Annotated in this window: 29 protein-coding genes; 17 read left to right on the forward strand and 12 right to left on the reverse strand. The window is 55.5% G+C overall.

What is annotated here, in order from left to right:
* The first annotated feature begins 2 nt into the window (after window positions 1-2).
* From ACESNI_RS09375 to bmt, 4 genes are all read left to right on the forward strand, one after another.
* Complete coding sequence (locus ACESNI_RS09375; protein ID WP_373086289.1) at window positions 3-1,250, forward strand: MFS transporter; 1,248 nt, start codon at window positions 3-5, stop codon at window positions 1,248-1,250.
* Window positions 1,251-1,338: 88 nt separating this feature from the next.
* Entirely contained in the window at window positions 1,339-2,526 is a 1,188-nt protein-coding gene (locus ACESNI_RS09380) for an alanine--glyoxylate aminotransferase family protein (RefSeq protein WP_373086290.1), read from the forward strand.
* Window positions 2,527-2,686: 160 nt separating this feature from the next.
* A complete protein-coding gene (locus tag ACESNI_RS09385) occupies window positions 2,687-3,097 on the forward strand; it encodes a DUF4389 domain-containing protein (protein ID WP_373086291.1) in 411 nt (136 codons plus the stop codon).
* 105 nt (window positions 3,098-3,202) lie between these two features.
* Complete coding sequence (gene bmt / locus ACESNI_RS09390) at window positions 3,203-4,231, forward strand: betaine--homocysteine S-methyltransferase (protein WP_373086292.1); 1,029 nt, start codon at window positions 3,203-3,205, stop codon at window positions 4,229-4,231.
* Window positions 4,232-4,245: 14 nt separating this feature from the next.
* Here the strand turns inward: bmt and ACESNI_RS09395 are convergent, their stop codons facing one another.
* From ACESNI_RS09395 to ACESNI_RS09415, 5 genes are all read right to left on the reverse strand, one after another.
* Entirely contained in the window at window positions 4,246-4,878 is a 633-nt protein-coding gene (locus tag ACESNI_RS09395) for a glutathione S-transferase family protein (RefSeq protein ID WP_373086293.1), read from the reverse strand.
* Between the two features lie 11 nt (window positions 4,879-4,889).
* A complete protein-coding gene (gene choV, locus ACESNI_RS09400) occupies window positions 4,890-6,092 on the reverse strand; it encodes a choline ABC transporter ATP-binding protein (RefSeq protein WP_373086294.1) in 1,203 nt (400 codons plus the stop codon).
* Between the two features lies 1 nt (window position 6,093).
* Entirely contained in the window at window positions 6,094-6,939 is an 846-nt protein-coding gene (choW, locus tag ACESNI_RS09405; protein WP_373086363.1) for a choline ABC transporter permease subunit, read from the reverse strand.
* Between the two features lie 97 nt (window positions 6,940-7,036).
* Window positions 7,037-7,987: a choline ABC transporter substrate-binding protein gene (locus ACESNI_RS09410; protein WP_373086295.1), complete on the reverse strand. Its 951-nt coding sequence runs from the start codon at window positions 7,985-7,987 to the stop codon at window positions 7,037-7,039.
* A gap of 78 nt (window positions 7,988-8,065) precedes the next feature.
* Complete coding sequence (locus ACESNI_RS09415) at window positions 8,066-8,917, reverse strand: MBL fold metallo-hydrolase (RefSeq protein ID WP_373086297.1); 852 nt, start codon at window positions 8,915-8,917, stop codon at window positions 8,066-8,068.
* 109 nt (window positions 8,918-9,026) lie between these two features.
* Here ACESNI_RS09415 and ACESNI_RS09420 point away from each other — a divergent pair, with 109 nt between their 5' ends.
* The 6 genes from ACESNI_RS09420 (at window position 9,027) to ACESNI_RS09445 (ending at window position 13,086) form a co-directional block, all read left to right on the forward strand.
* Window positions 9,027-9,713 (forward strand): fumarylacetoacetate hydrolase family protein, encoded by a 687-nt coding sequence (locus ACESNI_RS09420; protein ID WP_373086299.1) that lies wholly within the window; start codon window positions 9,027-9,029, stop codon window positions 9,711-9,713.
* A 96-nt stretch (window positions 9,714-9,809) separates the two neighbouring features.
* Complete coding sequence (locus ACESNI_RS09425; RefSeq protein ID WP_373086301.1) at window positions 9,810-10,169, forward strand: hypothetical protein; 360 nt, start codon at window positions 9,810-9,812, stop codon at window positions 10,167-10,169.
* Between the two features lie 400 nt (window positions 10,170-10,569).
* Window positions 10,570-11,211, forward strand: coding sequence for a hypothetical protein (locus ACESNI_RS09430; protein ID WP_373086302.1), 642 nt, complete (start codon window positions 10,570-10,572; stop codon window positions 11,209-11,211).
* Window positions 11,212-11,281: 70 nt separating this feature from the next.
* Complete coding sequence (locus ACESNI_RS09435) at window positions 11,282-11,974, forward strand: glutathione S-transferase (protein WP_373086303.1); 693 nt, start codon at window positions 11,282-11,284, stop codon at window positions 11,972-11,974.
* On the forward strand, window positions 11,964-12,488 hold the full coding sequence (locus ACESNI_RS09440) for a DUF1643 domain-containing protein (protein ID WP_373086304.1): 525 nt from the start codon (window positions 11,964-11,966) through the stop codon (window positions 12,486-12,488). Before ACESNI_RS09435 ends, ACESNI_RS09440 begins: the two co-directional genes overlap by 11 nt.
* 4 nt (window positions 12,489-12,492) lie before the next feature.
* Window positions 12,493-13,086 carry a thymidine kinase gene (locus ACESNI_RS09445; protein WP_373086305.1) on the forward strand — a complete coding sequence of 198 codons (594 nt, stop codon included), beginning with the start codon at window positions 12,493-12,495 and terminating at the stop codon, window positions 13,084-13,086.
* Between the two features lie 32 nt (window positions 13,087-13,118).
* On the opposite strand, the gene ACESNI_RS09450 is transcribed toward ACESNI_RS09445, so the two are convergent.
* The 4 genes from ACESNI_RS09450 to ACESNI_RS09465 form a co-directional block, all read right to left on the reverse strand.
* Complete coding sequence (locus ACESNI_RS09450) at window positions 13,119-14,255, reverse strand: acyl-CoA dehydrogenase family protein (protein WP_373086306.1); 1,137 nt, start codon at window positions 14,253-14,255, stop codon at window positions 13,119-13,121.
* 13 nt (window positions 14,256-14,268) lie between these two features.
* Complete coding sequence (locus ACESNI_RS09455; protein ID WP_373086307.1) at window positions 14,269-15,465, reverse strand: acyl-CoA dehydrogenase family protein; 1,197 nt, start codon at window positions 15,463-15,465, stop codon at window positions 14,269-14,271.
* A 166-nt stretch (window positions 15,466-15,631) separates the two neighbouring features.
* Window positions 15,632-17,239 carry a rhodanese-like domain-containing protein gene (locus tag ACESNI_RS09460; RefSeq protein WP_373086308.1) on the reverse strand — a complete coding sequence of 536 codons (1,608 nt, stop codon included), beginning with the start codon at window positions 17,237-17,239 and terminating at the stop codon, window positions 15,632-15,634.
* Window positions 17,236-17,814 (reverse strand): cysteine dioxygenase, encoded by a 579-nt coding sequence (locus ACESNI_RS09465; RefSeq protein ID WP_373086309.1) that lies wholly within the window; start codon window positions 17,812-17,814, stop codon window positions 17,236-17,238. The genes ACESNI_RS09460 and ACESNI_RS09465 overlap by 4 nt, the downstream gene beginning before the upstream one ends.
* Before the next feature lie 95 nt (window positions 17,815-17,909).
* Between ACESNI_RS09465 and ACESNI_RS09470 the strand changes: the two genes are divergently transcribed.
* The gene (locus ACESNI_RS09470; protein ID WP_373086311.1) at window positions 17,910-19,376 is read left to right on the forward strand and encodes a M20 family peptidase; all 1,467 of its coding nucleotides are present in this window, start codon (window positions 17,910-17,912) and stop codon (window positions 19,374-19,376) included.
* On the opposite strand, the gene ACESNI_RS09475 is transcribed toward ACESNI_RS09470, so the two are convergent.
* Entirely contained in the window at window positions 19,373-19,618 is a 246-nt protein-coding gene (locus ACESNI_RS09475; protein ID WP_373086312.1) for a ParB N-terminal domain-containing protein, read from the reverse strand. The two genes, ACESNI_RS09470 and ACESNI_RS09475, sit on opposite strands and share 4 nt — an antisense overlap.
* Before the next feature lie 124 nt (window positions 19,619-19,742).
* Here ACESNI_RS09475 and ACESNI_RS09480 point away from each other — a divergent pair, with 124 nt between their 5' ends.
* Window positions 19,743-19,931: a DUF1508 domain-containing protein gene (locus ACESNI_RS09480; RefSeq protein WP_373086313.1), complete on the forward strand. Its 189-nt coding sequence runs from the start codon at window positions 19,743-19,745 to the stop codon at window positions 19,929-19,931.
* 8 nt (window positions 19,932-19,939) lie between these two features.
* Here the strand turns inward: ACESNI_RS09480 and ACESNI_RS09485 are convergent, their stop codons facing one another.
* On the reverse strand, window positions 19,940-20,593 hold the full coding sequence (locus ACESNI_RS09485; protein WP_373086364.1) for a cation transporter: 654 nt from the start codon (window positions 20,591-20,593) through the stop codon (window positions 19,940-19,942).
* A 154-nt stretch (window positions 20,594-20,747) separates the two neighbouring features.
* Between ACESNI_RS09485 and ACESNI_RS09490 the strand changes: the two genes are divergently transcribed.
* The 5 genes from ACESNI_RS09490 to ACESNI_RS09510 all read left to right on the forward strand — a co-directional run bounded on the left by ACESNI_RS09490 (window position 20,748) and on the right by ACESNI_RS09510 (window position 24,960).
* On the forward strand, window positions 20,748-21,158 hold the full coding sequence (locus ACESNI_RS09490) for a PaaI family thioesterase (protein ID WP_373086314.1): 411 nt from the start codon (window positions 20,748-20,750) through the stop codon (window positions 21,156-21,158).
* Between the two features lie 6 nt (window positions 21,159-21,164).
* Window positions 21,165-22,097, forward strand: coding sequence for a threonine/serine dehydratase (locus tag ACESNI_RS09495; protein ID WP_373086315.1), 933 nt, complete (start codon window positions 21,165-21,167; stop codon window positions 22,095-22,097).
* 94 nt (window positions 22,098-22,191) lie between these two features.
* Window positions 22,192-23,910 carry a long-chain fatty acid--CoA ligase gene (locus ACESNI_RS09500; protein ID WP_373086316.1) on the forward strand — a complete coding sequence of 573 codons (1,719 nt, stop codon included), beginning with the start codon at window positions 22,192-22,194 and terminating at the stop codon, window positions 23,908-23,910.
* A 51-nt stretch (window positions 23,911-23,961) separates the two neighbouring features.
* Complete coding sequence (locus tag ACESNI_RS09505; protein WP_373086317.1) at window positions 23,962-24,513, forward strand: 3'-5' exonuclease; 552 nt, start codon at window positions 23,962-23,964, stop codon at window positions 24,511-24,513.
* Between the two features lie 135 nt (window positions 24,514-24,648).
* Entirely contained in the window at window positions 24,649-24,960 is a 312-nt protein-coding gene (locus ACESNI_RS09510) for a hypothetical protein (RefSeq protein WP_373086318.1), read from the forward strand.
* 230 nt (window positions 24,961-25,190) lie between these two features.
* On the opposite strand, the gene ACESNI_RS09515 is transcribed toward ACESNI_RS09510, so the two are convergent.
* Entirely contained in the window at window positions 25,191-25,493 is a 303-nt protein-coding gene (locus ACESNI_RS09515) for an SCP2 sterol-binding domain-containing protein (protein ID WP_373086320.1), read from the reverse strand.
* Between the last annotated feature and the right edge of the window lie 45 nt (window positions 25,494-25,538).

Raw genomic sequence — 25,538 nt, forward strand, 5'->3', positions numbered from 1 at the left:
CGATGTGGACCTCAATAAAATCCGTCGCATCGTTACTGGCCAGTTATGGGCTGTTGATGGTGGCCAATGCCATGTTCGGGACCCTGCTGGGCCTGCGCAGCACGCTTGAAGGCTTTTCCACGGAAATTACCGGTGTGATCATGGCCGGGTTTTTTATCGGCATGCTGCTCGGCGCCTTATATGCGGTACGGGTGGTGGCGAGTGCCGGGCATATACGGTCCTTCGCCGCGTTCGCCTCCATCATGTCCGTCGCTGTTCTCGCCCATGTCCTGATCATCAATCCCTTTGCCTGGTTTTTCCTGCGGGCGGTCACGGGGTTCTGCATGGCCGGAATGATCATGATTGTTGAAAGCTGGCTGAACGAAAAATCGACGAATGCCACGCGCGGCCGTGTCCTGTCGTTTTATATGATTACCAACTATCTCGGCGCCGGGTCCGGCCAGTTCCTGTTGACTGTTGCCAATCCCGGCAGCTTCCAGCTGTTTTCGGTTGCTTCAATCATTTTCTCGCTCGCGCTGGTGCCAATCCTGCTGACCCGGGCAACGGCGCCAAAGCCCTCCGTGCCCGAACGGATGAAATTCACGAACCTGATCAAGATTTCACCAGTTGGCGTCCTCGGGACCTTGACTGCGGGCCTGACCAATTCCGCCTTCAACAGCATGGGCCCTATTTTCGCCGCCGCCAACGGGTTGAATATCGGGCAGATTTCAACCTTCATGGCCAGTATTCTTCTCGGCGGCATGCTGCTTCAATTCCCGGTCGGCAGACTGTCGGATCATTTTGACCGGCGCACGATCCTGATCATCGCCGGGGTTGCAACGGCGGCGGCAAGCCTCGGTATTGTCTGGGCCGTCACTCAATCCCATGGCATCACGATATTCATTTTTGGTGCCATTTACGGTGGATTTTGCTACACGATTTATCCGATGTCCTCGGCACAGGTAAATGACCTCGCCGATCAGGATCGCCTGGTACAAGTTTCGGCCGGGCTGTTGCTTGCCTATGGTATAGGCGCCAGCATCGGCCCGATCCTTGCGTCGCAGGTAATGGGGGTGGTCGGGCCCAATGGGTTGTTCTATTACATCACAGTCTGCACTGTCTTTTTAACGCTGTTTACGCTTTTGCGCATTCTGCAACGACCTGCCGGGAAGCAGAAGGCGGAATTCCTGCCCCTCGGCAGTCTCGGCTCTTCCAGCAAGCAACTTTATAGCACCGTGCTTGATCAAAACCAGGGTCGGGATGTTGAGTAACTATCCATCATTTTTGACATTGCCCTCCCCGAAAAAGAGAATAAACTCCGCAAATATTTGATAGAAAACGAAATAGGAATCTCGTCCGATGAGTGTGAGAAATGGTCGCCAATTCTTGAGTATCCCAGGTCCAACCACCGTCCCCGATGCTGTGCTCGCGGCGATGCATCGGCCGGCCATAGATATCCGCAAAGGCGAACTCGTCGATATTACCGCTGACATCCAGCATAATTTGCTGGCGCTTGCCCAAACAGCCGGCACACCATTTATCTATATCGCCAACGGGCATGGCGCCTGGGAGGCTGCCCTTAGCAATGTTCTCAGCCGAAATGACAAGGTCCTGGTGTTAGAAAGCGGCTCCTTTGCCGCTGGATGGGGACAATCCGGCGCAACCATTGGTATTGACGTCGAAATCCTGCCCGGCAGCTGGACCGCCGCTGTTGACCCGGCCCAACTGGAGGCCCGTCTCAGGCAGGATGTCAGCGGCGACATCAAAGCGATCCTTGTCGTTCAGATCGATACCGCGACCAGCGTCGTCAACGATATCCCGGCTCTTCGCCGGGCCATTGATGCTGCCGGTCATAATGCCCTGCTGATGGTCGATACCATCGCATCACTCGGCACCATGACTTATAAAATGGATGATTGGGGCGTTGATGTCACCGTCGCCGCCTGCCAGAAAGGCCTGATGATGTCTCCCGGCCTCAGCTTCACGATCGCCGGTGAAAAGGCGATGGCACGTCATGAGACAGCAAACCTGCGCACGGCCTATTGGGACTGGACCGCCCGTCAGGGGCCGGAACATTACCAGAAATACGCGGGAACGCCGCCCGTTCACATGTTATACGGCCTGCAAAAGGCACTTCAGCTCATTCGCGAGGAGGGGCTGGACGCCATCATCACCCGCCATCGGCTGCTGGCCGAAGCAACCCGCTGCGCCGTCAGCAAATGGGCGGAGGGCGGAATGTTTTCGTTCAATATCACCAATCCGGCGGAGCGCGCCAATTCGGTGACAACAGTCCTGATAAAGGACGAACAAGCGCTTGCTAAAATTCATAGCTATTGCGATACCAAATGCGGTGTTGTCATTGGTATCGGCATTTCCGCTCTATCCGGCAAGGCGCTGCGCATTGCCCATATGGGCCATATCAATGCGCCAATGCTTCTCGGTACACTTGGGGCGATAGAGATGAGCCTGAAAGCACATGCAATTCCCCACGGAAACGGCGGCGTTCAGGCGGCCATCGAATACCTGGCAGACAATGTTCCACTCTGACGTAATTTTCATGAGGCAGGTGGAAAAAGCGGCTCTAACCCTTGAAAACCGTGACTTCAAGCAATATCTGTAGGGCGTCAAAGCGGACGACACTGATGTCGGCATGCGACAATCGCTTCGGCATCAACATTTACTTTTGGCAATTCAAGGGGCCTGCCTGATGACAGACGATGTAAAAACCCACGTAAAATCCAAAACAACCTGGACAAGATTGCTTTACATTATACTCTACGCGATTACATATAAGGTCGCCAGCCTTGTCCTGCTCGTAATTACCATTCTTCAGTTTGTAAAATCATTACTAACCGGATCGCCGTTCGCCCAGCTTCAATCTTTTGGGGGCTCGCTTGCTGAGTATAACCGGCAGCTGGTCGCCTTTCTTTCCTATCAAAGTGACGCAAAGCCATATCCAATTGATCGCTGGCCATCCCAAACTCCACCGGCACCGCCCTCCAACGCTACCGACGATGATGTCATTATTGTCGCCGAAGCAGCCGAGGAAAAAAAGGCGCCCCGAACTCCACGCCCGAAGTCGCAGGACAAATCGGATGCGGGAGGCGATGTGTCATAACGCAGGCCCGGGACTTTGAATGCGCGCCGCTTTTGCATTGCGGAGTGGGTCACTCTGTGACATGACAGAGGACCCATTACGCAGTGTGGTAAAAGGCGGGGAACGATGATCAACAAACTTCAACTATTGCTGGATAAAAAGCCGTTCCTGCTAGCGGACGGCGCGGTCGGCACGAACCTTTTTGCCACCGGATTGCAGTCGGGTGATGCTCCCGAATTATGGAATATCGATGCCCCTGAAAAAATATCAGCCCTGCATCGCGGCTTTGTCGAGGCCGGGTCGGACATTATCCTGACCAACAGCTTTGGCGGCACCAGCTATCGCCTCAAACTTCATAACGCCCAGTCTCGGGTCCGCGAGCTTAACCTTGCGGCCGCAAAGATTGCCCGCGCCGAAGCCGACCGCGTGGACCGCGAGGTTATCGTTGCGGGCTCCATGGGGCCGACCGGGGAATTGATGGAACCAATGGGTGCCCTGACCCATGACGGCGCCGTTGCCGCCTTCCGGGAACAGGCCGATGCCCTTGTCGCCGGTGGTGTCGATGTGCTGTGGATTGAAACCATTTCGGCTACCGAGGAAATGGCGGCTGCGGTTGAGGCCGCGACCGCCACCGGTTATCCCGTTATCTGTACCATGTCCTTTGATACCAACCGGCGCACCATGATGGGGATCAAGCCCGGCGATTTCACGGAATTTTGCCAGAGCCTGCCAACGCCTCCCATGGGCTGGGGTGCAAATTGTGGTGTCGGCGCCGGGGAAATGCTGGAGACGCTGATCGGGCTCAAATCAACGGCGCAGGCGGGCGACATCATCGTCTCGAAGGCCAATTGCGGCATTCCCGAATTCAAGAATGGCAAGCTCACCTATAGCGGGACGCTCGACGTGATGGCGGATTATGCGCGGCTTGCCGCCGATGCTGGCGCCCGTATCATTGGTGGCTGCTGTGGCACCAGCCATGCGCATCTAAAGGCCATGGCCGCCGCGCTCGACGGATATACGCCCAATTCCTCCCTTAATATTGAGCAGATCGAGGCGCGATTCGGGCCCGTATGGAAGATCAGCATTCCGCCAGGAGAGGGGCATGGCGCCAAGCCGGCCGGCGGGCGGCGAAACGCGCGCCGCCGTCGGGACTGACGAAAGTTTCCCGCTCAGGCGCTGGCGCTTGGCCGGGCGGCGACAGCGGCATGCCAGCGCTTCAAATTGGGCAAGCCTTCCGGCATTTCAATTTTCGCCATGGTGGTCGCGAAATCGATGACGACCATTGCACCGATATCAGCGGCGCTGTAGCTGTTCCCTGCGACAAAGTCACGGCCTTCGAGCTGCTTGTCGAGATCCTCAAAGAAATAAAGAACGCGTTGCCGTCCTCTTTCCGCCAAGGCCGGAATCTGCTCGACATCCCGGGGGCCGGTAATGGCCCGTCCCGCGAGCCGCGGCGCAGAATTGCGAAGCGCTTCCGCCACCGCCATAAATCCGTTCACGTTTGTATAATGACACCAGTCATTAATCTTCGCGCGCTCTTCCGGGCTGGTGCCGAACAGGGGCGGTTCAGGATAGATTTCCTCGATATAGCGGTTAATCGCATCGATGGAGGAAATGGTCGTTCCGTCATCCAGCTCCAGCACTGGGACGGTGCAATTGGGATTGATTTTTTTGAACTCATCCGAGAACTGCTCGCCACTGCGAATATCCACCGATATCTTGTCAACATCGAGACCTTTTTCGGCCAGAAGAATCCTTACGCGGCGAGGACTGGGGGGGCCGGGAAAATCATATAGTTTCATTTTTTATTATCCTATTCAGGTTTGCGCCCCGATTGGCTGGCCGACTGGTTTAAGAAACCCTCAAAAATCTCGTCATCGCCAATCATACCAACAAGTTTATCATTCTCAACAAACAATACCGGCGAGCCGGATCTGCGGCGAATTTCGATCACCTCTCTCAACATGATATCCACGGGTGCAGTGACAAACTGGTTATAGTCTATTGCCTCCCCCCCCTGGGTATCGCCGTAAGCGAGGATTTTTGAGGGCAGACCATTGGAGGTTGCCTGAACGAGCTTTCTTGCCGCATCAAGTTTCAGGCGACAATATCCAGCACGATCGAGAATAAGCTCGCCGTCCTGCACGGGAATATCGGCGAAATGCGTCATTAATGACCGGGCGCGCAGGACATTGAGGGGGTTCATATGGCCAACGAAATCAGCAACATAGTCATTGGCGGGATTGCGGACAATTTCTTCCGGCTCGTCATACTGGACGATGCGGGCCTGATCCATAATCGCGATCTTGTTGCCGATTTTCAGTGCCTCGTCAAGGTCATGACTCACGAAGATGATGGTCTTGTGCATCTTTTCCTGAAGCGCCAGCAACTCATCTTGCAACCGGTTTCGAATGAGCGGGTCCAGCGCCGAGAAGGGCTCATCCATCAATAGGATATCCGCATCGGTCGCAAAGGCCCGGGCAAGGCCGACCCGCTGCTGCATACCGCCGGAAAGTTCATGGACATATTTATCCTGCCATTGCTCAAGCTGCACCAGTTCCAGCTTTTCGGCAACGATACGGCGGCGTTCTGCCTTGCCAAGTCCGCGGAGCTCTAAGCCAAACCCCACATTCTCGGCGACCGTGCGCCAGGGCAGCAATGCAAATTGCTGAAAGACCATGGAAATGCGGTGCATCCGCAACTGGCGGAGGGTCGCCGAGGTGCAATCGGGCAGGTTTATCTGCTGCCCCTCATGTTCGATCAGCACCTGCCCGCGGCTTATTTTATTCAGGCCATTGACGGCACGAAGAAGCGTTGATTTGCCGGAACCGGACAAGCCCATAAGAACGCAAATCTCACCGGCATCAACGCCAAGCGTCGCGTCGGCAACCCCCAGAACCATATTCGTCTCACCCAGAATTTTCTCACGGTCTGCACCCTGATCCAGCAGCGCCAGGGCGTCGGCGGGATCTTTCCCGAAGACAATATCGACATTCTTGAATTCGACGACGGCCATGCTATTTCTGCTCTTTCCCGTCGGGTTGCTTACAGACGCGGTCAAGCAGGATGGCAATGATGACAATGGCAAGCCCGGCCTCAAATCCCTTGGCAATATTCACCGTGTTGAGCGCCCTCAGCACGGGCACGCCGAGCCCCGGCGCACCGACCATCGCCGCGATCACCACCATCGACAGGCAGAGCATGATGCATTGGGTGACTCCGGCCATGATGGTTGGCATGGCGTGAGGCAATTCAATTTTCCACAGGATTTGCCGCCGGGTCGCGCCGAACGCCTCCCCGGCCTCAATCAACGTTTGGGGAACGCCGGAAATTCCGAGATAGGTCAGGCGGATCGGTGCCGGGATGGCAAAAATAACCGTGGAAATCAGCCCGGGCACAACGCCGAGCCCGAACATGATCATCGTCGGAATCAGATAGACAAAGGTTGGGATTGTCTGCATCAGATCGAGAATCGGACGCAGAACCATGTAAAAGCGCGCCCGATGCGCCGCCAGAATACCAAGCGGGATGCCGACAATCATGCAGACAAAGGTTGCAACCAGGATCAGGCCGATGGTCCGGACCGTCTCTTCCCAGTACCCGAGATTAATCACCAGCAGCAGCGAGAAGACGATTAACGCTGCCAGTTTCCAGCTTCTATGCAGGGCGTAAGCGGCGGCGGCAAAGACGACGATCAATCCCAGCGCAGGCACCCAGAGCATGACATCAACAAGACCGTTTACCAAAAACGCCAGTCCATCCGAAAAGCTGTCAAATAGCCAGGCACCATGATCAAGCATGAAATCCACGCCGTCGCGGATCCAGCTTCCCAGCGGAATTTTATGCTCCGTCAGCCATTCCATATCGCGCATTTCCCCTCATCTGCGAAACCTCTGGCAGCATTGATAGTGGTAAAGTCAGCCGGAGCCGAAGCTCCTGGCCGGATATTGCCCGCCTCTCTTATTGATCGAGCGCCTTGTCAAGAGCCGCGGAGGCATCGCCGCCGTCAAAGGTTGTGACCCCGTCCAGCCAGCTTGCCGCAATTTTCGGATGCTTTTGCAGCCAGGCCTTGGCGGCTGCGTTCGGTTCAGCATCGTCATCGAGGATCGCCCCCATGATCTCATTTTCCATCGGCAGGGTGAATTTCAGGTTTGAAACCAGCTTTCCGGCATTCGGGCAGTCTGTCAGATAGCCCTTGCGCACATTCGTATAAACCTCAGCGCCACCATAGTTGGGACCGAAATATTCGTCGCCGCCCGACAGATAGGTCATGTCGAAATTGGCGTTCATCGGATGCGGTTCCCAGCCGAGGAAAACCACCCATTCGTCCTTGCGGTTCGCCTTGGCAACCTGGGCCAGCATCCCCTGCTCACTCGATTCAACGACCTTGAAGTCCTTCAGGCCAAAAGCGTCGGAGTTAATCATGTCCTGAATCAGCCGGTTGCCGTCATTGCCAGGTTCAATCCCGTAGATCTTGCCTTCAAGCTGATTTCTGTGCGGGGCGATATCGGCGAAACTTTTAATCCCGCCGTCTGCCGCCGCCTTGTTGACCGCAAGTGTATATTTGGCGCCGGTCAGGTTCATCCCCGTTGTTTCAACCGAGCCATCTTCGCGGTACGGCGCTATATCGCCTTCCATTGTTGGCATCCAGTTACCAAGGAAAACATCGATATCACCATTTTTGAGAGCAGCATATGTTACCGGAACGGCCAGAACGGTCGCCGTCGGCTCATAGCCAAGGGCCTTCAGAACCACTGAGGCCGCCGCCGTTGTGGCCGTGATATCGGTCCAGCCAACATCAGAAAACCGAACCTTTTGGCAGGCCGCGGTTTCGGACGCCAATACAGTGGTATGAGAGCCGAGCAGGACGATCCCTGCCGCCAACAAAATGTGTGGAATTTTCTTCAACATAGTCTCTTCCTTGAGTTGAATTATAATTTTTTCCCTGAGTGTCAGCTTTACCTTAAGTCATGTTCCTTGTGCAAAACGTTACGTTTTCAGCCAATAATCGCCCGTATCGCGCCGTTTTAGATACCCGGCCGTTGGCGTTGCGAAATGAGTGCCTATAATCAGTGTATCCGAATTACAGTATTTTTTCAAAAAACCTTCGCGGGTCCTCCGTGCCTTATCGGGATCGTCATCGACGGCACTCGACCATTCCGGATGTGCAATCTGACAGGGATGATGTATGCTGTCGCCGGTGATGACCGCCTCTTTGCCGCCCGAGCGAACGGCAACACAGACGTGACCGGGGGTGTGGCCCGGCGAGGGGAACAGGCTTACCTCTTCACAAATGCGGTGGTCCATTTCAACGAAATCCGCAAGGCCGGCATTAACAATCGGGGCCACGGAATCACTGATCACGTCGCCAAACTGGGCCTGGGATGCTTCCTGCGAATAGTCCCATTCCCGCTGCCCGAAAAAATAGCGGGCGTTCGGAAAGGTCGGAACCCATTCGTCGTCGACCAGCATCGTATTCCAGCCGACATGATCCACATGCAAATGGGTGCAAAGAACCGTATCAATGCTGGTCCGGGGATATCCCGCCGCCTCAAGGTCCGCCAGAAAACTTGTTTGCAGCATGTTCCAGGCGGAGACCTTGCGCTTTTTATCATTGCCAAGGCAGGTATCAACGACAATCCGGCGGGATCCGGTATCTATGACCAGCGCATGAATGCTCATGATCAGCTTTCCCTCAGGCGTTGCAAAATGCGGGACCATCCAGTCGATCGGACGGATAGTTTCCGGTGTCGCCTGCGGAAGAATAAACCGCGTCCCCCCCATTGCCTCTACCTCGACGATACGAGTAATACGGACATCGCCAACTTGCCATATGTTCATCTTCACTGCTCCCTTTTATTATTGGTTATTTCCGCCTAGTATAGCGCCGCAAATTGCCCTTACAACACGCATTCGGGCCACAGCCCCTGTCAGGAAAGTGCTCATCGAGATGAATTATGTGTTTGCCCCCCAAGAAATCCCCTCCGTCGCCGTCGAGGGAACCGAGGACCGTTTCCCTGTCCGGCGGATATTCTGCGTTGGTCGCAACTATGCCGAACATGCGCGCGAAATGGGCGGCGATCCGGACCGCGAACCGCCTTTCTTCTTCACCAAGCCCGCCGATGCCGTCGTTGAAAGTGGCACCGACATCCCCTACCCCAAGGCCACAGCCAACTTCCATTATGAAATGGAGCTTGTGGTGGCCATCGGTGAAGCAGGAGAGAACATCGAGCAGGAAGATGCCAGACGCCATATTTTTGGCTATGCGACCGGCATCGACCTCACCCGCCGTGATTTGCAGAAGATAGCCAAGGACAAGGGGCGACCGTGGGACAGTGGCAAGGCATTTGACCAGTCTGCGCCGTGCGGGACGTTGACTCCCGCTGCCAACGCCGTCGGGCTCGAAACGTCGAAAATCTGGCTGACCGTTAATGATGAGACCCGGCAATTAGCCTCGATCGCCGATTTGATCTGGTCGATCGACGACGTGATTGCCTTCCTGTCCCGCGAATTCATGCTGCAGCCCGGCGACCTCATTTACACCGGAACCCCGGCCGGAGTCGGCCCGCTTGAACGCGGCGATCACGTAAAAGGCCATATCGACGGATTGAGCCCGATTGAGATCAAAATCATTTGATTTAAAGGCCTCTGGTAATACATTAAGAAGAACGGTACAGACCGTCTGAATTTCTCGCCAAAAGGTTCAATTATGAAATTTACAAAAAGATTTCCCATGACAAAACCTGCAAGAGTTGTTGTCGGGGCCGCGCTTCTGGCCGTTGCTGTCACTGGCACCGCAAAGGCAGACTATCTCCAGAAATCCATCACGGCCTATAAACCCGAAGACTGCAAGCCGGTGGTGGAACAGGTCATTGATGACCGCGGCATAGACCGCGACAACATTACCAAGATAGAGTACCTGACCTATTATATTTCCGATAGTGAAGCCGGGGAAGATTATCATTTTCAGGCGTGGATGAACTTCAAGAACTGCAAGGGGAATTTTGTCGTCGATATGAACCGGGCGTGCCAGATTGATAAGGCATACTCGATGGGAAATTGCGACCAGGAGGCCATCGGGGTCAGAAAATAAACGCCACGATAACCTTTAAGGAAAAATTTTCAACCGTGATTCGCGTTAACCATAACCTGCTGAAAAAATTGAATATTTTTCACTGTCGTGATTGGATTTCGATAGTATTATGGTTAATATCCGCACACTGATTCGCCCCCTTTTCCCGCTCATTAAATTTTTAGCTAATTTTATTTGAAATTAACCATAATATCTTTGTTTTTAGGTGGTTTTAGACCATATTTCCCGTTAACATATCTTCCAGCAGTCAAGGGATAACCTCGTTGCTCTGACGGTACCGAAATACAGAAATCTTTTAAGGACAGGACTAAAAGCGCATCACATGAGTTTCGCTCGGGAAAACCGTGGAAGATCACTATTTGGCCACCCGGACGTCTTGTCAATGCGGGAACAGTATTTGTTGACCAAAAATGAGCAGTTGCGCCAGAAGAATAAACGCCTGAGCGACGCGGTTCTGACATTGGTGGACCGCATTGAAACTGTCCTGCCCACCCTAAAACAGACTAACCAGACATTTGAGCGCCGAACCGGCGGTTCCGCGGAAACAGCCGCGCGGCAGGCAAAGGCAAAACGGCAGTCGTCGCGGCGTGAGTATAGCCCACCCCCGAAAATGGAAATTTTCGAGACGTTTCACGAGCCGATAGAATTTGCGGAACCCGCGCCCGAAATGCACTTTGGATCAACGTCCAAAAAAGACGCGCCCGCAAAAGAAACCTCATCCCGACCTAAATGGGAGAAGACAGAGGAAGAATATTCAATTTCCCCGGATCTGGCCCCGGAAGAAATCGATCTGCTTAAATCACCAACACGGGACAAACCCCGGCAGAAGCCTGCCCGGCGGGAAACCGTGGAGGTTGTCGATCTGCACCCCCGGGAATCCGACCCGGAGGCAGGCGAAACTTATGAAGCCGGCGCGTCACGCCCGTTCGAAATCCCAGAATTCGAATTCGAGGATGACGAACCGGTTGTCGATATCAAGTTCGACCATAGGGAAACATTACGAGCGGCCATGCGCCGTCGGGTTAACCGGCTTCGCTGGTAATCGGGGACCTTTTTGGCTATATATAGCCAGATGAACGGCTCGGATAAACAGGAAAGCCCGGAACATTCAAATGCCCTCAATCGCCCCGCAGGATCAGCGAGCGTCACCGCTGCCCATCCTTTATAGCTTTCGCCGCTGCCCCTATGCCATCCGCAGCCGCATGGCGCTCGTCTATTCGGGCACCGAGGTCGAGCTGCGCGATATCCTGTTAAAAGACAAACCCGCCGACATGGTCGCGGCGAGCCCCAAAGCAACCGTCCCCGTCCTCAAACACCGTGACGGCACGGTGCTGGAGGAAAGCCTTGATATCATGCTCTGGGCGCTGGAGCAGAACGACCCCGATCACTGGCTGCCGGAGGAAACATCGGTCCGCCGGGAGATATTCGGCCTGATTGCCGAAAATGACGGGCCCTTCAAGGATAATCTTGACCGTTATAAATACCATGTCCGCTTCCCGGAAAAAAGCCGCGAGCAATACCGGAAGGCTGGCGAGAGATTTCTCGCAAAGCTTGAAGAATGCCTTGCGTCCCGCCAGTATCTTGTCGGGGACGTACCGAGCCTCGCGGATATGGCACTCTTTCCCTTTATCCGCCAGTTCGCGAACGCCGATCGCAACTGGTTTGACCGCGCGCCCTATCCACGGCTGAAAAGCTGGCTTGCTGCCCACCTTGCCTCAGCCAATTTCGCTGCTGTCATGAAGAAGCGGGATATCTGGCAGGAGGGGACACCTGGTATCCTGTTCCCGAATCTCGATGGAGAATAGGTATTTCGCCCACTCCGGCGCCGAGTTCAGCTCGTGCGGCGATTATCGCTATCGTCTCTGGCGGCGCTGGGCAGATGGCCCGATGGTCACCTTTATCATGCTTAACCCCTCGACCGCGGATGCAACCCGCAACGATCCCACCATTGAGCGCTGTCATCGGCGCGCGGTTGACATGGGCTTCGCCGCGCTGGATGTCGTGAATATCTTCGCCTTTCGGGCAACAGATCCGAAGGAGTTGAAAAAATCACCGGATCCGGTCGGACCAGAGAACGATGCCGCCCTCCTTTCCAGCACGGCCTCGGCGAAGATGGTTGTCTGTGCCTGGGGCGGGCATGGACACCACAGGCACAGGCACGAAGAAATATGCCACCTGCTTAACGACACCGGAATCACGCCCTATGTCCTGTCCCTGACCGCGGCCGGATTACCCGGCCATCCCCTCTACCTTTCCTACCGCCGGACACCGTTTGTCTGGACAGAGTTTCCGAATATTGCCAGTCCTTGTAGAAACTAATCCGATGGCCAAGCTTTATTTCAATTACGCGACCATGAACGCCGGCAAATCGACAACCCTGTTACAGTCGAGCTTTAATTACCGGGAGCGCGGCATGCGGCCGTTGCTGTTCACGGCGGCACTGGATGACCGGTATGGCGTCGGCAAGATCACATCGCGCATCGGGCTGGAAGCCGACGCCAACCTGTTCACGGCAGAGACCGATCTTTTTGAATTTGTCACCCGCGAGGTGAAACAGGACAGGGTCGATTGCGTCATGGTCGATGAAAGCCAGTTTCTGACCAAGGATCAGGTTTACCAGCTGTCAGAAATCACGGACAAGCTCGGGATACCGGTGCTTGCCTACGGCTTGCGCACGGATTTTCAAGGAAACCTCTTTGAGGGCAGTCAGTATCTTCTCGCCTGGGCGGATGAGCTGAAAGAGCTGAAAACCATCTGTCATTGCGGCAAGAAGGCCATCATGGTCATCCGGGTCACCGAAACGGGCGAGCCGGTAATTGAGGGCGCACAAAAGGAAATTGGCGGGAATGATCGCTACGTCGCCCTCTGCCGTCTGCATTTCAAGGACGCGACCCGGCAACCCCCGAAGACATCCTGACGACATCTACCGGCTCCCCCCTGAAAGCCGCTTTATGACGACAGAGCGGCAAATTTCTTGAAATGATAATCCGTGTTGCCGAACAGCATTTCAATCGTTGTCAGGCGTTTAAAATAGTGACCGATGGAATATTCATCGGTCATGCCCATGCCGCCATGTAGCTGAATGGACTGCTGACCGATAAATTTCGCCGCGTTGCCGACTTGCGCCTTGGCCGCCGAGACCGCCTTCCGCGCGTCAAGCTCATCTCCAAGATCGAGTTTCATCGCCACCATGTCAGACATCGACTTGGACTGCTCAGCTTCCATATACATATCGACCATGCGGTGCTGCAGTACCTGGAACTTGCCGATGGGAACGCCGAACTGCTTGCGCTGTTTCATATATTCGTTCGTGATCTCGTTCGCCGTCTGCATGGCGCCGACGGCTTCAGCGCACAGCGCCGCGATCGCCCGACTGGCAACCTTTTCAATGGCCGGGTATGCCTTGCCCTCGGCGCCAAGCAGCGCATCCGCGCCAACCTTGACATTTTCCAGCATGATATCGGCGGCGCGCTGACCATCGATGGTGCGATAGTCACGGCGGCTGACCCCCTCCGCATCATTGTCAACGAGGAAAAGGGAAATGCCGTCCGTATCCAGCGCATCGCCACTGGTGCGGGCGGAGACGATAATCTTGTCGGCCGTAGTGCCGTGATAGACAACCGCCTTATGGCCGTTCAGCACATAGCCGTCGCCGGACTTGCTGGCCGTTGTCGCCACGTTATTGAGATCAAACCGTGATTGTGGCTCGGCATAGGCAAAGGCGAGCATCATCTTGCCTTCAATCAACTCAGGGATAATCGCCTCAATCTGTTCGGCGCTGCCTGCTTCGGCGACAAGACCGCCACCAAGGATAACCGTTGCCAGAAACGGTTCCAGCACCAGCCCACGTCCCATGCTTTCCATCATGATCATGGTTTCAACAGCAGTGCCGCCAAAGCCACCGACCTCCTCCGCGAAGGGCAGGCCGAGCCAGCCCAGTTCGGCCATCTTCTTCCAGTGATCCCGGCTGAAGCCAAGTTCCGTGTCCGCCAGTTTTGCCCGTGCCTCAGTGGCATAGTTGTCTTTGACAAACCGCTCGACACTGTCTTTTAGCAGCTTTTGCTCGTCGGAAAGTTCAAAATCCATTTTCTTGTTTTCCCTATAACCCCAGAACCATCTTGGAGACGATGTTACGTTGAATTTCATTACTGCCGCCATAGATGGTTGCAGCGCGAAGATAGAGATGATCCGCCATCGGCCCATGGGCATAATCCGGCCCGGCCGGTCCGTCATTACGTCCGGCATAGGCCCGTTCAGGCTCATATGGCGCGCCATACATACCGAGCGTCTCAACCATCAGTTCGGTCAGCCGCTGCTGTATTTCGGTTCCCTTGATCTTCAAGAGCGACGGTTCCGCCGACAATGTCTTGCCGTTGGCAATCATCGAGAGCATGCGAAGCTCGGTATATTCCAGTGCCATCAGGTCAACCTCTATCCGCGCAAGCTTGGCGATAAAGTCCGGATCCTCGGCCAGCGTTCCCGCACCGCTACGTTCCACCCGCGAGATTTCCCGCAAGCGCACGACCTGGCGTTTCGAGCGGGCGACACGGGCAATCCCCGTACGTTCATTTCCGAGCAGGAATTTGGCGTAGGTCCAGCCCTTGTTCTCTTCGCCGATGCGGTTTTCGACCGGCACCCGGACGTCGTCAAAAAAGACCTCGTTGAGGCTGTTTTCCTTGTCAAGTCCATAGATCGGCTTGATCGAGATCCCCGGCGTCTTCATATCAATCAGCAAGAAGGAAATACCTTCCTGCGCCTTGACCGAGCTATCGGTCCGGACAAGACAGAAGATCATGTCCGCATGCTGGGCGAAGGAAGTCCAGATTTTCTGGCCATTGACGATGTAGTGATCACCGTCTCGGACAGCCTTGGTTTGCAGTGAGGCAAGATCGGACCCGGATCCCGGTTCGGAATAGCCCTGACACCACCAATCGTCTGAGTTCAGGATACGCGGCAGGTATTTATCCTTCTGCGCCTGAGTGCCGAAGGTATAGATGACCGGAGCCACCATCCCGACGCCAAACGGCATCGCCTGCGGTGCCGAGGCCTGACCAAACTCATGGGCCGCGATATATTTCTGCGAGATCGTCCAGCCCGTTCCCCCATATTCCTTGGGCCAGTTCGGGGCGACCCAGCCCTTCTCGTTCAGGATTTTGTGCCATCTGACCTGCCCTTCCTTGGTCGGGTGCAGGCCCCGTTCAAAACGGTCCTTCACGTCCTTCGGTAGCGCGGTTGCAAGAAAATCGCGCACTTCATCCCGAAAGGCTAAATCGTCGGCGCTAAATGATAGATCCATTGAGGTTTCTCCCTTATACGCATGGGCTTCTACCGTGCCCATTTGGCCTTATGCTAGGCCGGGTTTTTCCTCATTGCAAGCAGAGGTTTCAATACGCCTTTACATTCCTCTCCGGCGCAGGTTTACGTTACGTAAACCTGCAAATCCCGTTAAGTAAAAATCAGCATCATGGCTCGAACCGCTGGAATCGAACCAGTCCGTCCCGCTCTATCTGTTGCATCAATCCAACCTCCCATGTCAGGTAGTCCTGCATACGCTTGCGCACTTCCTCGGGGTCGCTCGTGTCATAGGGTCTAGACCAGAGATCGTCGAGGCGGCTTAAGAGTTGGGTCTCCCCCTTTTCAAGCGGCAGGGAGGCCTGCTTCCACGCCGCGGTTCCGCCGTCCAGTACCCGGATCAGGGTCCCGGGGCGAAGACGGGCAACTTCCTGCGCGGCGAGATGGGCAATATCTCCATCTTTCGACGTCAGGACAATTAGTCCCATTGGCGGAACAAAAATAAGATCCTTGTCCAGCCGCGCTCGGATTGCCCAATAGGCGCCGGGTATATGGCCCGCACGATAGGCAGGCGACGACCCCAGATCGATAACCGCGATCGGCTCACCCGAGGCCAGCGCCGCATCCAGCTCATGGGCGGAAATCACAGGGGTTTGCTCAATCTCGGCGCCCGCTGAAGGCCCGGTTTCGGTGAACCTGTCGGGACTGGTCTGCAGGACCAATACCTCCGGCCAGTTCATCTGCAACAACCAGGAAGCCGTCATCACAGCCCGCACACTTTCGCCGTCAATCAGCACGATCCGCGCATTTCGAGTAGCGACATATTCATCGGTTGCCTGAACAAGCTGACCGCCGGGAGCGTGAAGCGCCCCCGGAAAATGCCCTGCCAGATATTCCGCTTCATCCCGAACGTCGAGAAGGTAAAGACTGCGCGTCTCCCGTTCCTGTTGCCACGCCTCCAGCGTGTCGAGGTCAATGGTTTTAACCCCAAACCGCGTCGCAACCTGGTCAGCAGATTGCTGACTCCGGCTTCCGGCATCCGGACCCGGCGGCGGAGCTACTCTGTTTTCCTTATGGGCAAGTTTAAGATCGGCGAGATGCCAGCCCATGGTGCCATCCTTCAACGCGGCAACCGGATTGGGAATGCCCGCGTTGATCAGCGACTGCGCGCCAATGATGCTACGTGTCCGGCCGGCGCAGTTGACAACAATCTGCGTGTCGGCGTCGGGTACGGTTTCATACACCCGATGCACCAGCTCGGCACCTGGCATATCGATACCGCCAGGGATTGACATCCGGTGGAATTCGCGGAAGGGACGGCTATCGAGAATGACAATTTTTTCACCCTGCTTCTGCCGCTCCGCCAGGTCCGATGCGGTGATATGAGGTGTGCCGTAGGCTTCCTCAACAAACTCACCGAATGCCTTGCTCGGCACGTTGATGCCGGAGAAAATCTCGAAACCAGCTTCCCGCCAGCCTTCGACGCCCCGTTCAACCAGACGAATATCACTATACCCAAAGCCCGCAAGCAGCTCGGCGGCCCGTTCGGCCAGCGGCAGCTCAGGTCCCTGATCGAGGATATACAGCGGCACCGATTTGCGCGGCAGTAGCTTCAGTGCCTTCAACTCCAGTTGGCTGAGCGGCAACGGTACGGCAAAAAACGGATGTCCCTCGGAATGTACACCCAACTCACGCACGTCAATCAAGGCATATTCAGCTGTCGCATCGGGGGCCATTTTTTCGCGCAAACGCGCTGGCGATATCAGATCAAACGTCATGAGCGCGCCTCGCGAATATCAGTATGGGCCGGGAAGGTCTTCCACACCTCTTCCTGATCATTCCAGAAATTGCGTTTGTCCAGCTGTTCCAGCGCCCGGCCGTACATATGAAAATTGAGCACTGGGGCTCCCTCCTTGATATGGATTGTGTGAATATCATCAGGCATCAGGGCAACGGCGGTACCTTGTTCCACCACCTGACTACCGGTCTGCTTGACCCCGTCCGGGACCTTCTTGTAAAACCTGTTTTCTTCCTGCCCCTCAATCCCCGCAATGACCGCCCATGTCGTATGATTATGGGGCGGCGCGGTGACGGCCCCGCTGGCGACATTAAGATAGAGGGCGAAGCCGTGGTCGTCATCTTCGGACAGACGATACAAGCAACTTCGGCGCTTGGCATCAGCCTCCGGTCCCGGAAAATCCTCGATGGAGAATAAATGCGTCTCGCCGGCAAGGCGGATAAGCTGCTGCTTGATATCATCAAGGACTTCCGGCCCGATCGTCCGCCCCCGGGTGCAGTCGCGAATTCGGTCGACGGTTTCTGTAATCGCCTTCTGGCGTTCTTCAGTGCGCATTGTGTCTTTTCCCTTTTTATTTGCACATGTTTGTACCATCCTGCAGCCAGCAAGAAAAGCAAAACGGCACAAAAGCGCATCGGAGTTTGCCTGTTATGATAAAAAAAATTGTCTTATCCGTCGTTGTCCTCCTGATTGTGCTGATTGCCGTGCTTGCAATAAAGACTTTTCTGAACAGCGCCGCCGACACCCAAGTTACGGCAATTGAGTTACCAACCTTTGACACCGTCGCGGCGGTGAACAGGCTGGCCGAGGCCGTGAAGATCAAAACCGTGTCCACCGGTACCACCAATCCCGTCGCGGCGGAGGAATTCGACCGGCTGCATCTGCTGATCAACAGCTCCTACCCGTTGATAGCAGAAAAACTGACGCGCGAAGTCGTGAACGGCCACAGCCTGCTCTATACCTGGAAGGGGACAGACGCTAGCCTCAAGCCAATATTGCTGATGGGGCATATGGATGTTGTCCCGGTCGAGGCCGGAACCGAAGATGACTGGACCCACGGTGCCTTCTCGGGAGATATCGCGGAGGGTGCTGTCTGGGGCCGGGGCACCCTTGATGATAAGCTATCAGTCTTTGCCATTCTGGAAGCCGCCGAATTGCAACTGAAAGCCGGTTTCACCCCGGCGCGGACGATGTATTTCGGCTTCGGCCATGATGAGGAGATCGGCGGGGATAACGGTGCCGGAAAGATTGCCGCCCTGCTGAAGTCCCGCGGTGTCGAGCTTACCTTCTCGATCGATGAGGGCATGGTCGTGGTTCAGGGCCTGATGCCGGGGATCGATGACCCGATTGCCTTCATTGCTCTTGCCGAAAAAGGGTATCTTACGGTGTCGCTGACCGCGACGACGGCGGGCGGGCATTCCTCGATTCCGCCGCGCACCACGGCGATCGGCAAGATTGCCCGCGCCATCACCCGGCTGGAGGAAAACCGGTTTCCGGCAACGCTGCAAAGCCCCGCGTCAGACATGTTCGACAGCCTGTCGCCCCATATGACACTGCCGCTCAAGGCCATTATCTCGAATCGCTGGCTGCTGGAACCGCTGCTGGTTGGCGAGCTTGGCAAGGGCGGGGCGACGAATGCCATGGTCCGGACGACAACTGCCGTAACAATTATCAACGGCGGTACAAAAGATAATGTTCTGCCCTCAACGGCCTCGGCCACCGTTAATTTCAGGCTTTTGCCCGGCACCCGCATTGACGACGTGATAGAGCATGTTCGCACGACCATTGAGGATCCGGATATCGAGATCACAGTGCTACAGGGGAATGAACCGTCCCGTATCTCCAGCAAAGACAGCGACGGCTACCGCGCGATTGAGACAACGATCCATGAAATATTGCCCGATGTGCTGATCTCCCCGGGCCTGATGCTTGCCGGATCGGACAGCAAGCATTACGAGGATATTTCCGAGAATAACTATCGCTTCATCCCGATGCGGCTGGGGCCTGATGATCTCGCCCGGATCCATGGCACCAACGAGCGCATCCTCATCGACAATTATATTGAGATAATTCAGTTTTACCGCCGCCTGATGGAGAATGCGGCAAGCGGGGCCTAGTGACGCCGTGCCTGGACGATGACGGCATCGATTGTCTCCTCGCCCAAGGACCTGAGCGCCTCCAACCGGTGGAGCCCCTCAATCAGGACGTAGCGATCCTGCCCCACCCTGACCTGGATCGGGGTTTTCTGGCCGTTTTCCAGTATATCCTCCGCCAGTTCCGAGACGCGCGCCGGTTTCAGCTCTTTCCGTGCCTTCGCAGTGGTGTAAATTTTCTCAATGTCGATAATGACGGTTTTCATACGATCCCATAATCATGAAGAGGCTCGGCCAAGCCAAAAAAAATTAACGGCCGATCTGTTGAACGCCGGTCACAAATGAAGCTGCAGGGGCGTCTACCCGCATATTCACCCAATGGAGATGATGATGACAGAGAAAAGCCGTGCTGATAAGTGGGAATTTTATCAGGACCATAACGAGAAACACCATAAATGGCGCTGGCGGCGCACTGCCTCAAACGGGCGGATCGTCGGCGCATCGACGCAAGGATACGCAGAAAAGCATGAATGTATCGAGAATGCCGAGCGCAACGGCTATATCGTGCCGAACAGCTAGGAACCCCGTCACAAGGTGGATGTCACTAAATCGGTGTCGTCTTCCTTGTGCATTTCACGGCGCGCCTGACGAATGATGACCCAGGCCCCCTGAAGGGCGAGGAAGGCCATAATTGCCGCAACAATAAAGTCTGGCCAGCCGGTTCCAGTGCCGAATACCCCGGCCGCCGCCAGCAGGACGGCGACATTGCCGATCACGTCATTCCGGGTACAGAGCCAGACGGAGCGCATGTTGCTGTCCCCGGCGCGATAGGACCAGAGAAGAGCAAAAACGCCCGCGTTGACAAGCAATGCAACCGCCCCGACCATCCCCATCGACGCGGCATCGGGGAGCGTCCCGGAAAATGCGTGGTAAACTGCCGTTCCGATCACCCAGACCCCGAAAAGACCCATGACCAGTCCCTTAAAGAGGGCAGCCCCCGCCCGCACCCGAAGCGCCATGCTGAAGACGAACAGGCTGATAGCGTAATTTCCGGCATCCCCCAGAAAGTCAAGCGCATCCGCCTGCAGGGAAGACGACCCGGAGGCGAGCCCGGCAACGATCTCGACCAGGAACATGCCACCATTGAGGATCAGGGCAATCCACAATATCAGCCGGTAGCGGCTGTCCTGCAGTTTCCCGCCATCCGCACTATTATCTGTACCGCAGCAATGAACACCCATATTCTCTCGCACTTCCTTTCACATCTCTATGTAGGGTAACATTTAGACCAGCCAAGGAGTCAAGACCATCGCCTGCCAAAATAGTGCAGCAACTCGCTTGCGCAATTGCAGATAATTGACATACTTGGACAAAATAACGATAACGAGACCCTGTATGACCAGTTCCCCCATTCCAGAGGGCTTTCGCCCTTTTGCTTCCCGTGGCTTCTTCGCTGATAAAATAGGCCCCCTTTACTTCCGCCATGATGACAACGGCTATTCCTACGGGTTTCTTGCCAACGACAGCCATGCCAATGGCCAAGGCGTTGTTCACGGTGGAATGCTGATGAGTTTCCTCGATGAAGTGCTGGGCCAGACAGTCTGGCGGCTGGTTGACAAGAAGCGCTGCGCGACCATCAGCCTCAATTGCGATTTCATCTCCTCCGCCAAACCCGGCGACTGGATTGAGGCCAGGTCCGAGTTAAGCCGCAAGGGCCTGTCGGTTATCTTTATCCGCGGTGAGCTGCTGGTACGTGGAGACCGCATTTTGACTGCCGACGGAATCTGGAAAGTAATTGGAAAGTAAGTCGCGATGACATCACATATCCCCCTCTCCCTGATCGAGGCGGCCAGTAAAAATCTCGCGGGCCGCATCCGCCGGACCCCGCAAATGGAGGTTATTCTGGAGGATGGGCTTGCCGTGTCGTTGAAGCTCGAATCCTTGCAGATATCCGGCTCCTTTAAAATACGTGGCGCGCTCAACACCATTCTCGGGCTGGACGCCGCCGCCCTTAAATGTGGATTGGTGACCGCGTCGGGCGGCAATCATGGCATGGGAGTGGCCACCGCCGGGGCGATGACCGGCACCCCGACGACGATTTACCTGCCCGAAAACACCCCCGCGTCCAAAATTGAGAAGCTGCACAAGATAGCCAGTGAGGTCGTCGTTCAGGGCGCCGTCTGGGATGACGCCAACCTGCTGGCGCTGGAGGCCATGGAAAAACAGGGGAAAACCTACGTTCACCCCTTTGCTGACAAGAGCGTTATTGCCGGACAGGGCACCCTTGGCCTCGAAATACTTGAAGATACGCCAAACCTTGACGTCCTGCTGATCGCGATCGGTGGCGGCGGCCTGATTTCCGGCGTGGCCTCCGCCGTAAAGGCGCTGAAGCCGGGCATCAAGGTCATCGGAATTGAGGCGACCGGCGCGCCGACGCTGAAACGGAGTGTCGATGCCGGGAAGCTAGTCACCCTTGAGGAAATATCCACCCGGGCCAGCACCCTCGCGCCGCGCCGGTCCGCCGAACTCAACCTTGAGATCATCACCGAGCTTGTCGATGATATCGTCCTCGTCAACGATGCGGAAATGCAAAGCAGCGCCAAATGGCTCTGGCAGGCCTGCGGTCTCGGTGTCGAGCTGTCCGCCGCCGCCGCCATTGCCGCATTGAGCACCAAAAAATACGTCCCGAAATCGGGCGAAAACGTCGGCGTGATAATCTGTGGCGCCGGGCCGGACGGGTTTTAGTCCAGAAGTTACGCTTTCCGTTGACCCGCCTGCCTTTTGCAACGTACCTTAATTAAAAAACAGGGACCAGAATGCAAGGAAGGTAAGGAGCAACATGTCGGACTTTCTATGGGAAAAATCGTACCCCAAAGGGGTTAAGTGGGAAATCGAGATTGAGGACAAACCGGTCTATGCCCTGCTGGACGAGGCCGTCAGTAAATGGCCGCACAATAATGTCATCGATTTCATGGATAAGAAAACCACCTATGCGACCCTTGATGACATGGTCATGCGGGCCGCAAAGGGATTTCGCGCGCTTGGGGTAAAGGAGGGCGTGCATGTCGGCCTCTATCTTCCCAATACGCCCCACTATATCGTCTGCTTTTTCGGGATCCTGAAAGCCGGCGGCATTGTTGTTAATTATTCCCCGCTCGATGCCGAACGCGAACTTCGCCATAAGATCGAGGATAGCACAACCGATTTCATGGTAACGCTGGATCTGGAAGTGCTATATCCGAAAATCGCCGGAATGCTGGCGGATACCCGGCTTAAAAAGATCATCGTCGGTAACCTGAAGGAGGTTTTGCCGTTCCCGAAAAACCTGCTTTACCCCTTGGTGAAATCAAAGGATATCGCGTCGGTCCCGACCGATAACAACCACATCACTTTCAAGCAGCTGCTCGATAATGATGGAAAAATGGAGGTTGCCGCGGTTCCTGAACCCTCCGAACAGATTGCCGTTCTGCAATATACCGGCGGCACAACCGGCCTGCCCAAGGGTGCGATGCTGACCCACAAGAACCTGATCGCCGCCTGTCAGCAGTTAAAGGCCATGCAGCAGGGGGATGAGCCTGTCCTGATTGACGGAACCGAGAAAGTACTGGCGGTGCTCCCGCTCTTTCACATCTACGCGCTGACCGTGATCATGAATTTCGGCATTGCCGGGGGGTCGGAAATTATTCTCCATCCGAAATTCGAGCTTGAAGCAGTGATGAAGGATCTGGACAAGAAGAAACCGACGATGTTTCCGGGCGTGCCGACCATGTATATGGCCATCGCCAGTCATCCGGATATTGCCAAGTATGACCTGTCATCGCTCAAGTTTTGTGCGTCGGGCGGCGCGCCGCTACCCGTTGACGTGCAGGACAAGTTCCAGAGACTTACCGGCTGCCGCCTGCTTGAAGGCTGGGGCATGACAGAAACCTCGCCGTCGGGAACCTCGACACCCATGACGGACAAGCGCGTCTCGGGCGCGGCAGGTGTGCCGGTGCCGGGGGTGGAAATCAAGATTCTCGATGTGGATGATAAAAACAAAGCCATGGCAACCGGGGAAATCGGTGAGATTGCCATCAAGGGACCCAATATCATGAAGGGATACTGGAACAAACCCGAAGTGACAGCCGAATCTTTCGTTGATGGATTTTTCCTGACCGGCGACACCGGGTATCTGGATGAAGATGGCTATATGCATATTGTTGATCGCACCAAGGACATGATCACGTCCGGCGGGTTCAATGTCTATCCCCGGATCATCGAGGAAGCGATTTTCGAGCATCCCGGTATCGCGGAAGTCACCGTCGTCGGCATCCCTGATGAGTATCGCGGCGAGGCGGCAAAAGCTTTTATCAAGCTGGCCCCGAACGGCAAGGAATTCACGCTTGATGAGCTGCGCAGCTTTCTCGCCGACAAGCTCGGCAAGCATGAACTGCCGACAGACCTTGAGTTTCGGGCGGAACTCCCCAAGACTCTCGTCGGCAAACTGTCGAAGAAGGAACTGGTGGAAGAAGAGAAACTTAAATATGAAGCGCGCAAAAGGGCCAAAGCGACAGTTTAGAAGGGCGGCTGAGGGCCTGGAACTGCCTGCGCTTTCAGGTTACAAATACCCATGAGTGTCTTTCTTGCCATTGATTTTGAAACCGCCAGCTATGGCGCCGATAGCGCTTGCGCGATTGGTCTTGTCCGGGTCGAACAAGGGCAGATCAGTGCCGAAGAGGTGTTTCTGATCCGCCCGCCAACCCCGGAGTTCTCCTTCACCCATATTCACGGCCTCTGCTGGGAGGATGTGGCGGAGGCGCCGGATTTCGGCCGGTTATGGCCGACGATTGCCCCCTATTTTGACGGCGTTGACTTCCTTGCCGCTCATAACTCGGGGTTCGACCGCAAGGTCCTCGCCCGTTGCTGTACCCGTTACGGCCTTGGCATGCCCGCGCCGGAATTTACCTGCACCGTCCAGCTTGCCCGCAAGATGTGGGATGTGCGGCCGACGAAGCTTCCCAATGTCGCGCATTTTCTCGGGCTCGAGCTAAAACATCATGACGCGCTGTCGGATAGCCGCGCTTGCGCCAATATCGTGATTGCGGCGGAGCGCGACGGCTGGTCGTTCGAGACCGGCTATGACAATGTCGGGGAGCGCTATGTTGCCACCGACCAGATCTGACCGTGGACAGGCCACCTTCCCCGCCCGTTAATTCATCCCGATCTCAAATATTTGCGAATCATTCTTAAAAACTATTGACGGCGCAATCTCGCTCATATTTAATAATGATTATTATTCGTAACTAGGAAACCTCATATGATCCGAATCAGATTCTTGACCCCATTGTCGCTGGCGACGCTTGTGGTAAAAACCGCGGAGGAGCAAAGAACAGGCCGCGCTGGCAGCAAAGCTGCTGGCCGGTCGATTACCCCGGCGGGCGCCGCCGCCCCGGTTGAAGACAAGAAAAATGGCGGCCCCGGTACTCGGGAGCCGCCATTTGGCATTAGATATGAAGAGGTGTCAGGCTGCGGCGCGTGTCGCTTCCTGGACTTTCTTCAACTGACGACGGGCCGCGTGGCGGCCATGTGCCTTCAGGTTCATTTTGCGGGCGGCGCGCTGCTGGTTTGACCGGCTGTTCTTGGTCAGACCGTTACCGGCACCACCGCCACCTTTTTTACGGTTTTTACCGCCTTGATTGCGGCCATTCCGTGCTGATCTTGCTGTCATGTGATGAGCTCCGTTCGCGTGTAACTAAAATTCGAAGCGCCTTACATAAGGGCTGACGGCGCAAAGGTACAGGAAAAACTTCTCCAACCGCCGAATTTCTTTTGTTTTCCGTCTGGTCCGGCGTAGATGCCTCAGGAAAAAAGGCTTTGCAGTTTCATGGCAATGCCCATATTGCCCGCAATTTTCAGCTTGCCCATCATGAAGGCCGTCGTCGGGTCAAGCTCACCAGCCGCCAGCGCCTCAAAATTCTCCTGCGTGATCGTGATCGTGCAGTCGGCATCCTTATCCTCGTTCGAGACAACATTGGGAACGGTCGTTGCATCAACAAACACCACGCCGTCGTCCTCGAAATCGAATTTCAGTGTCGCGTCAAGGCCACAATCCTCGCCAATACGGGCGCGCAGGCCGTCGGTTATTTCTTGCAGGGTCGCCATCTTTTTTCCTTTCAGCTTTGCACCGAAAATGTCTATAAACGGGGA

The organism is Sneathiella sp. (genome assembly GCF_041689005.1).
Taxonomy (GTDB): domain Bacteria; phylum Pseudomonadota; class Alphaproteobacteria; order Sneathiellales; family Sneathiellaceae; genus Sneathiella.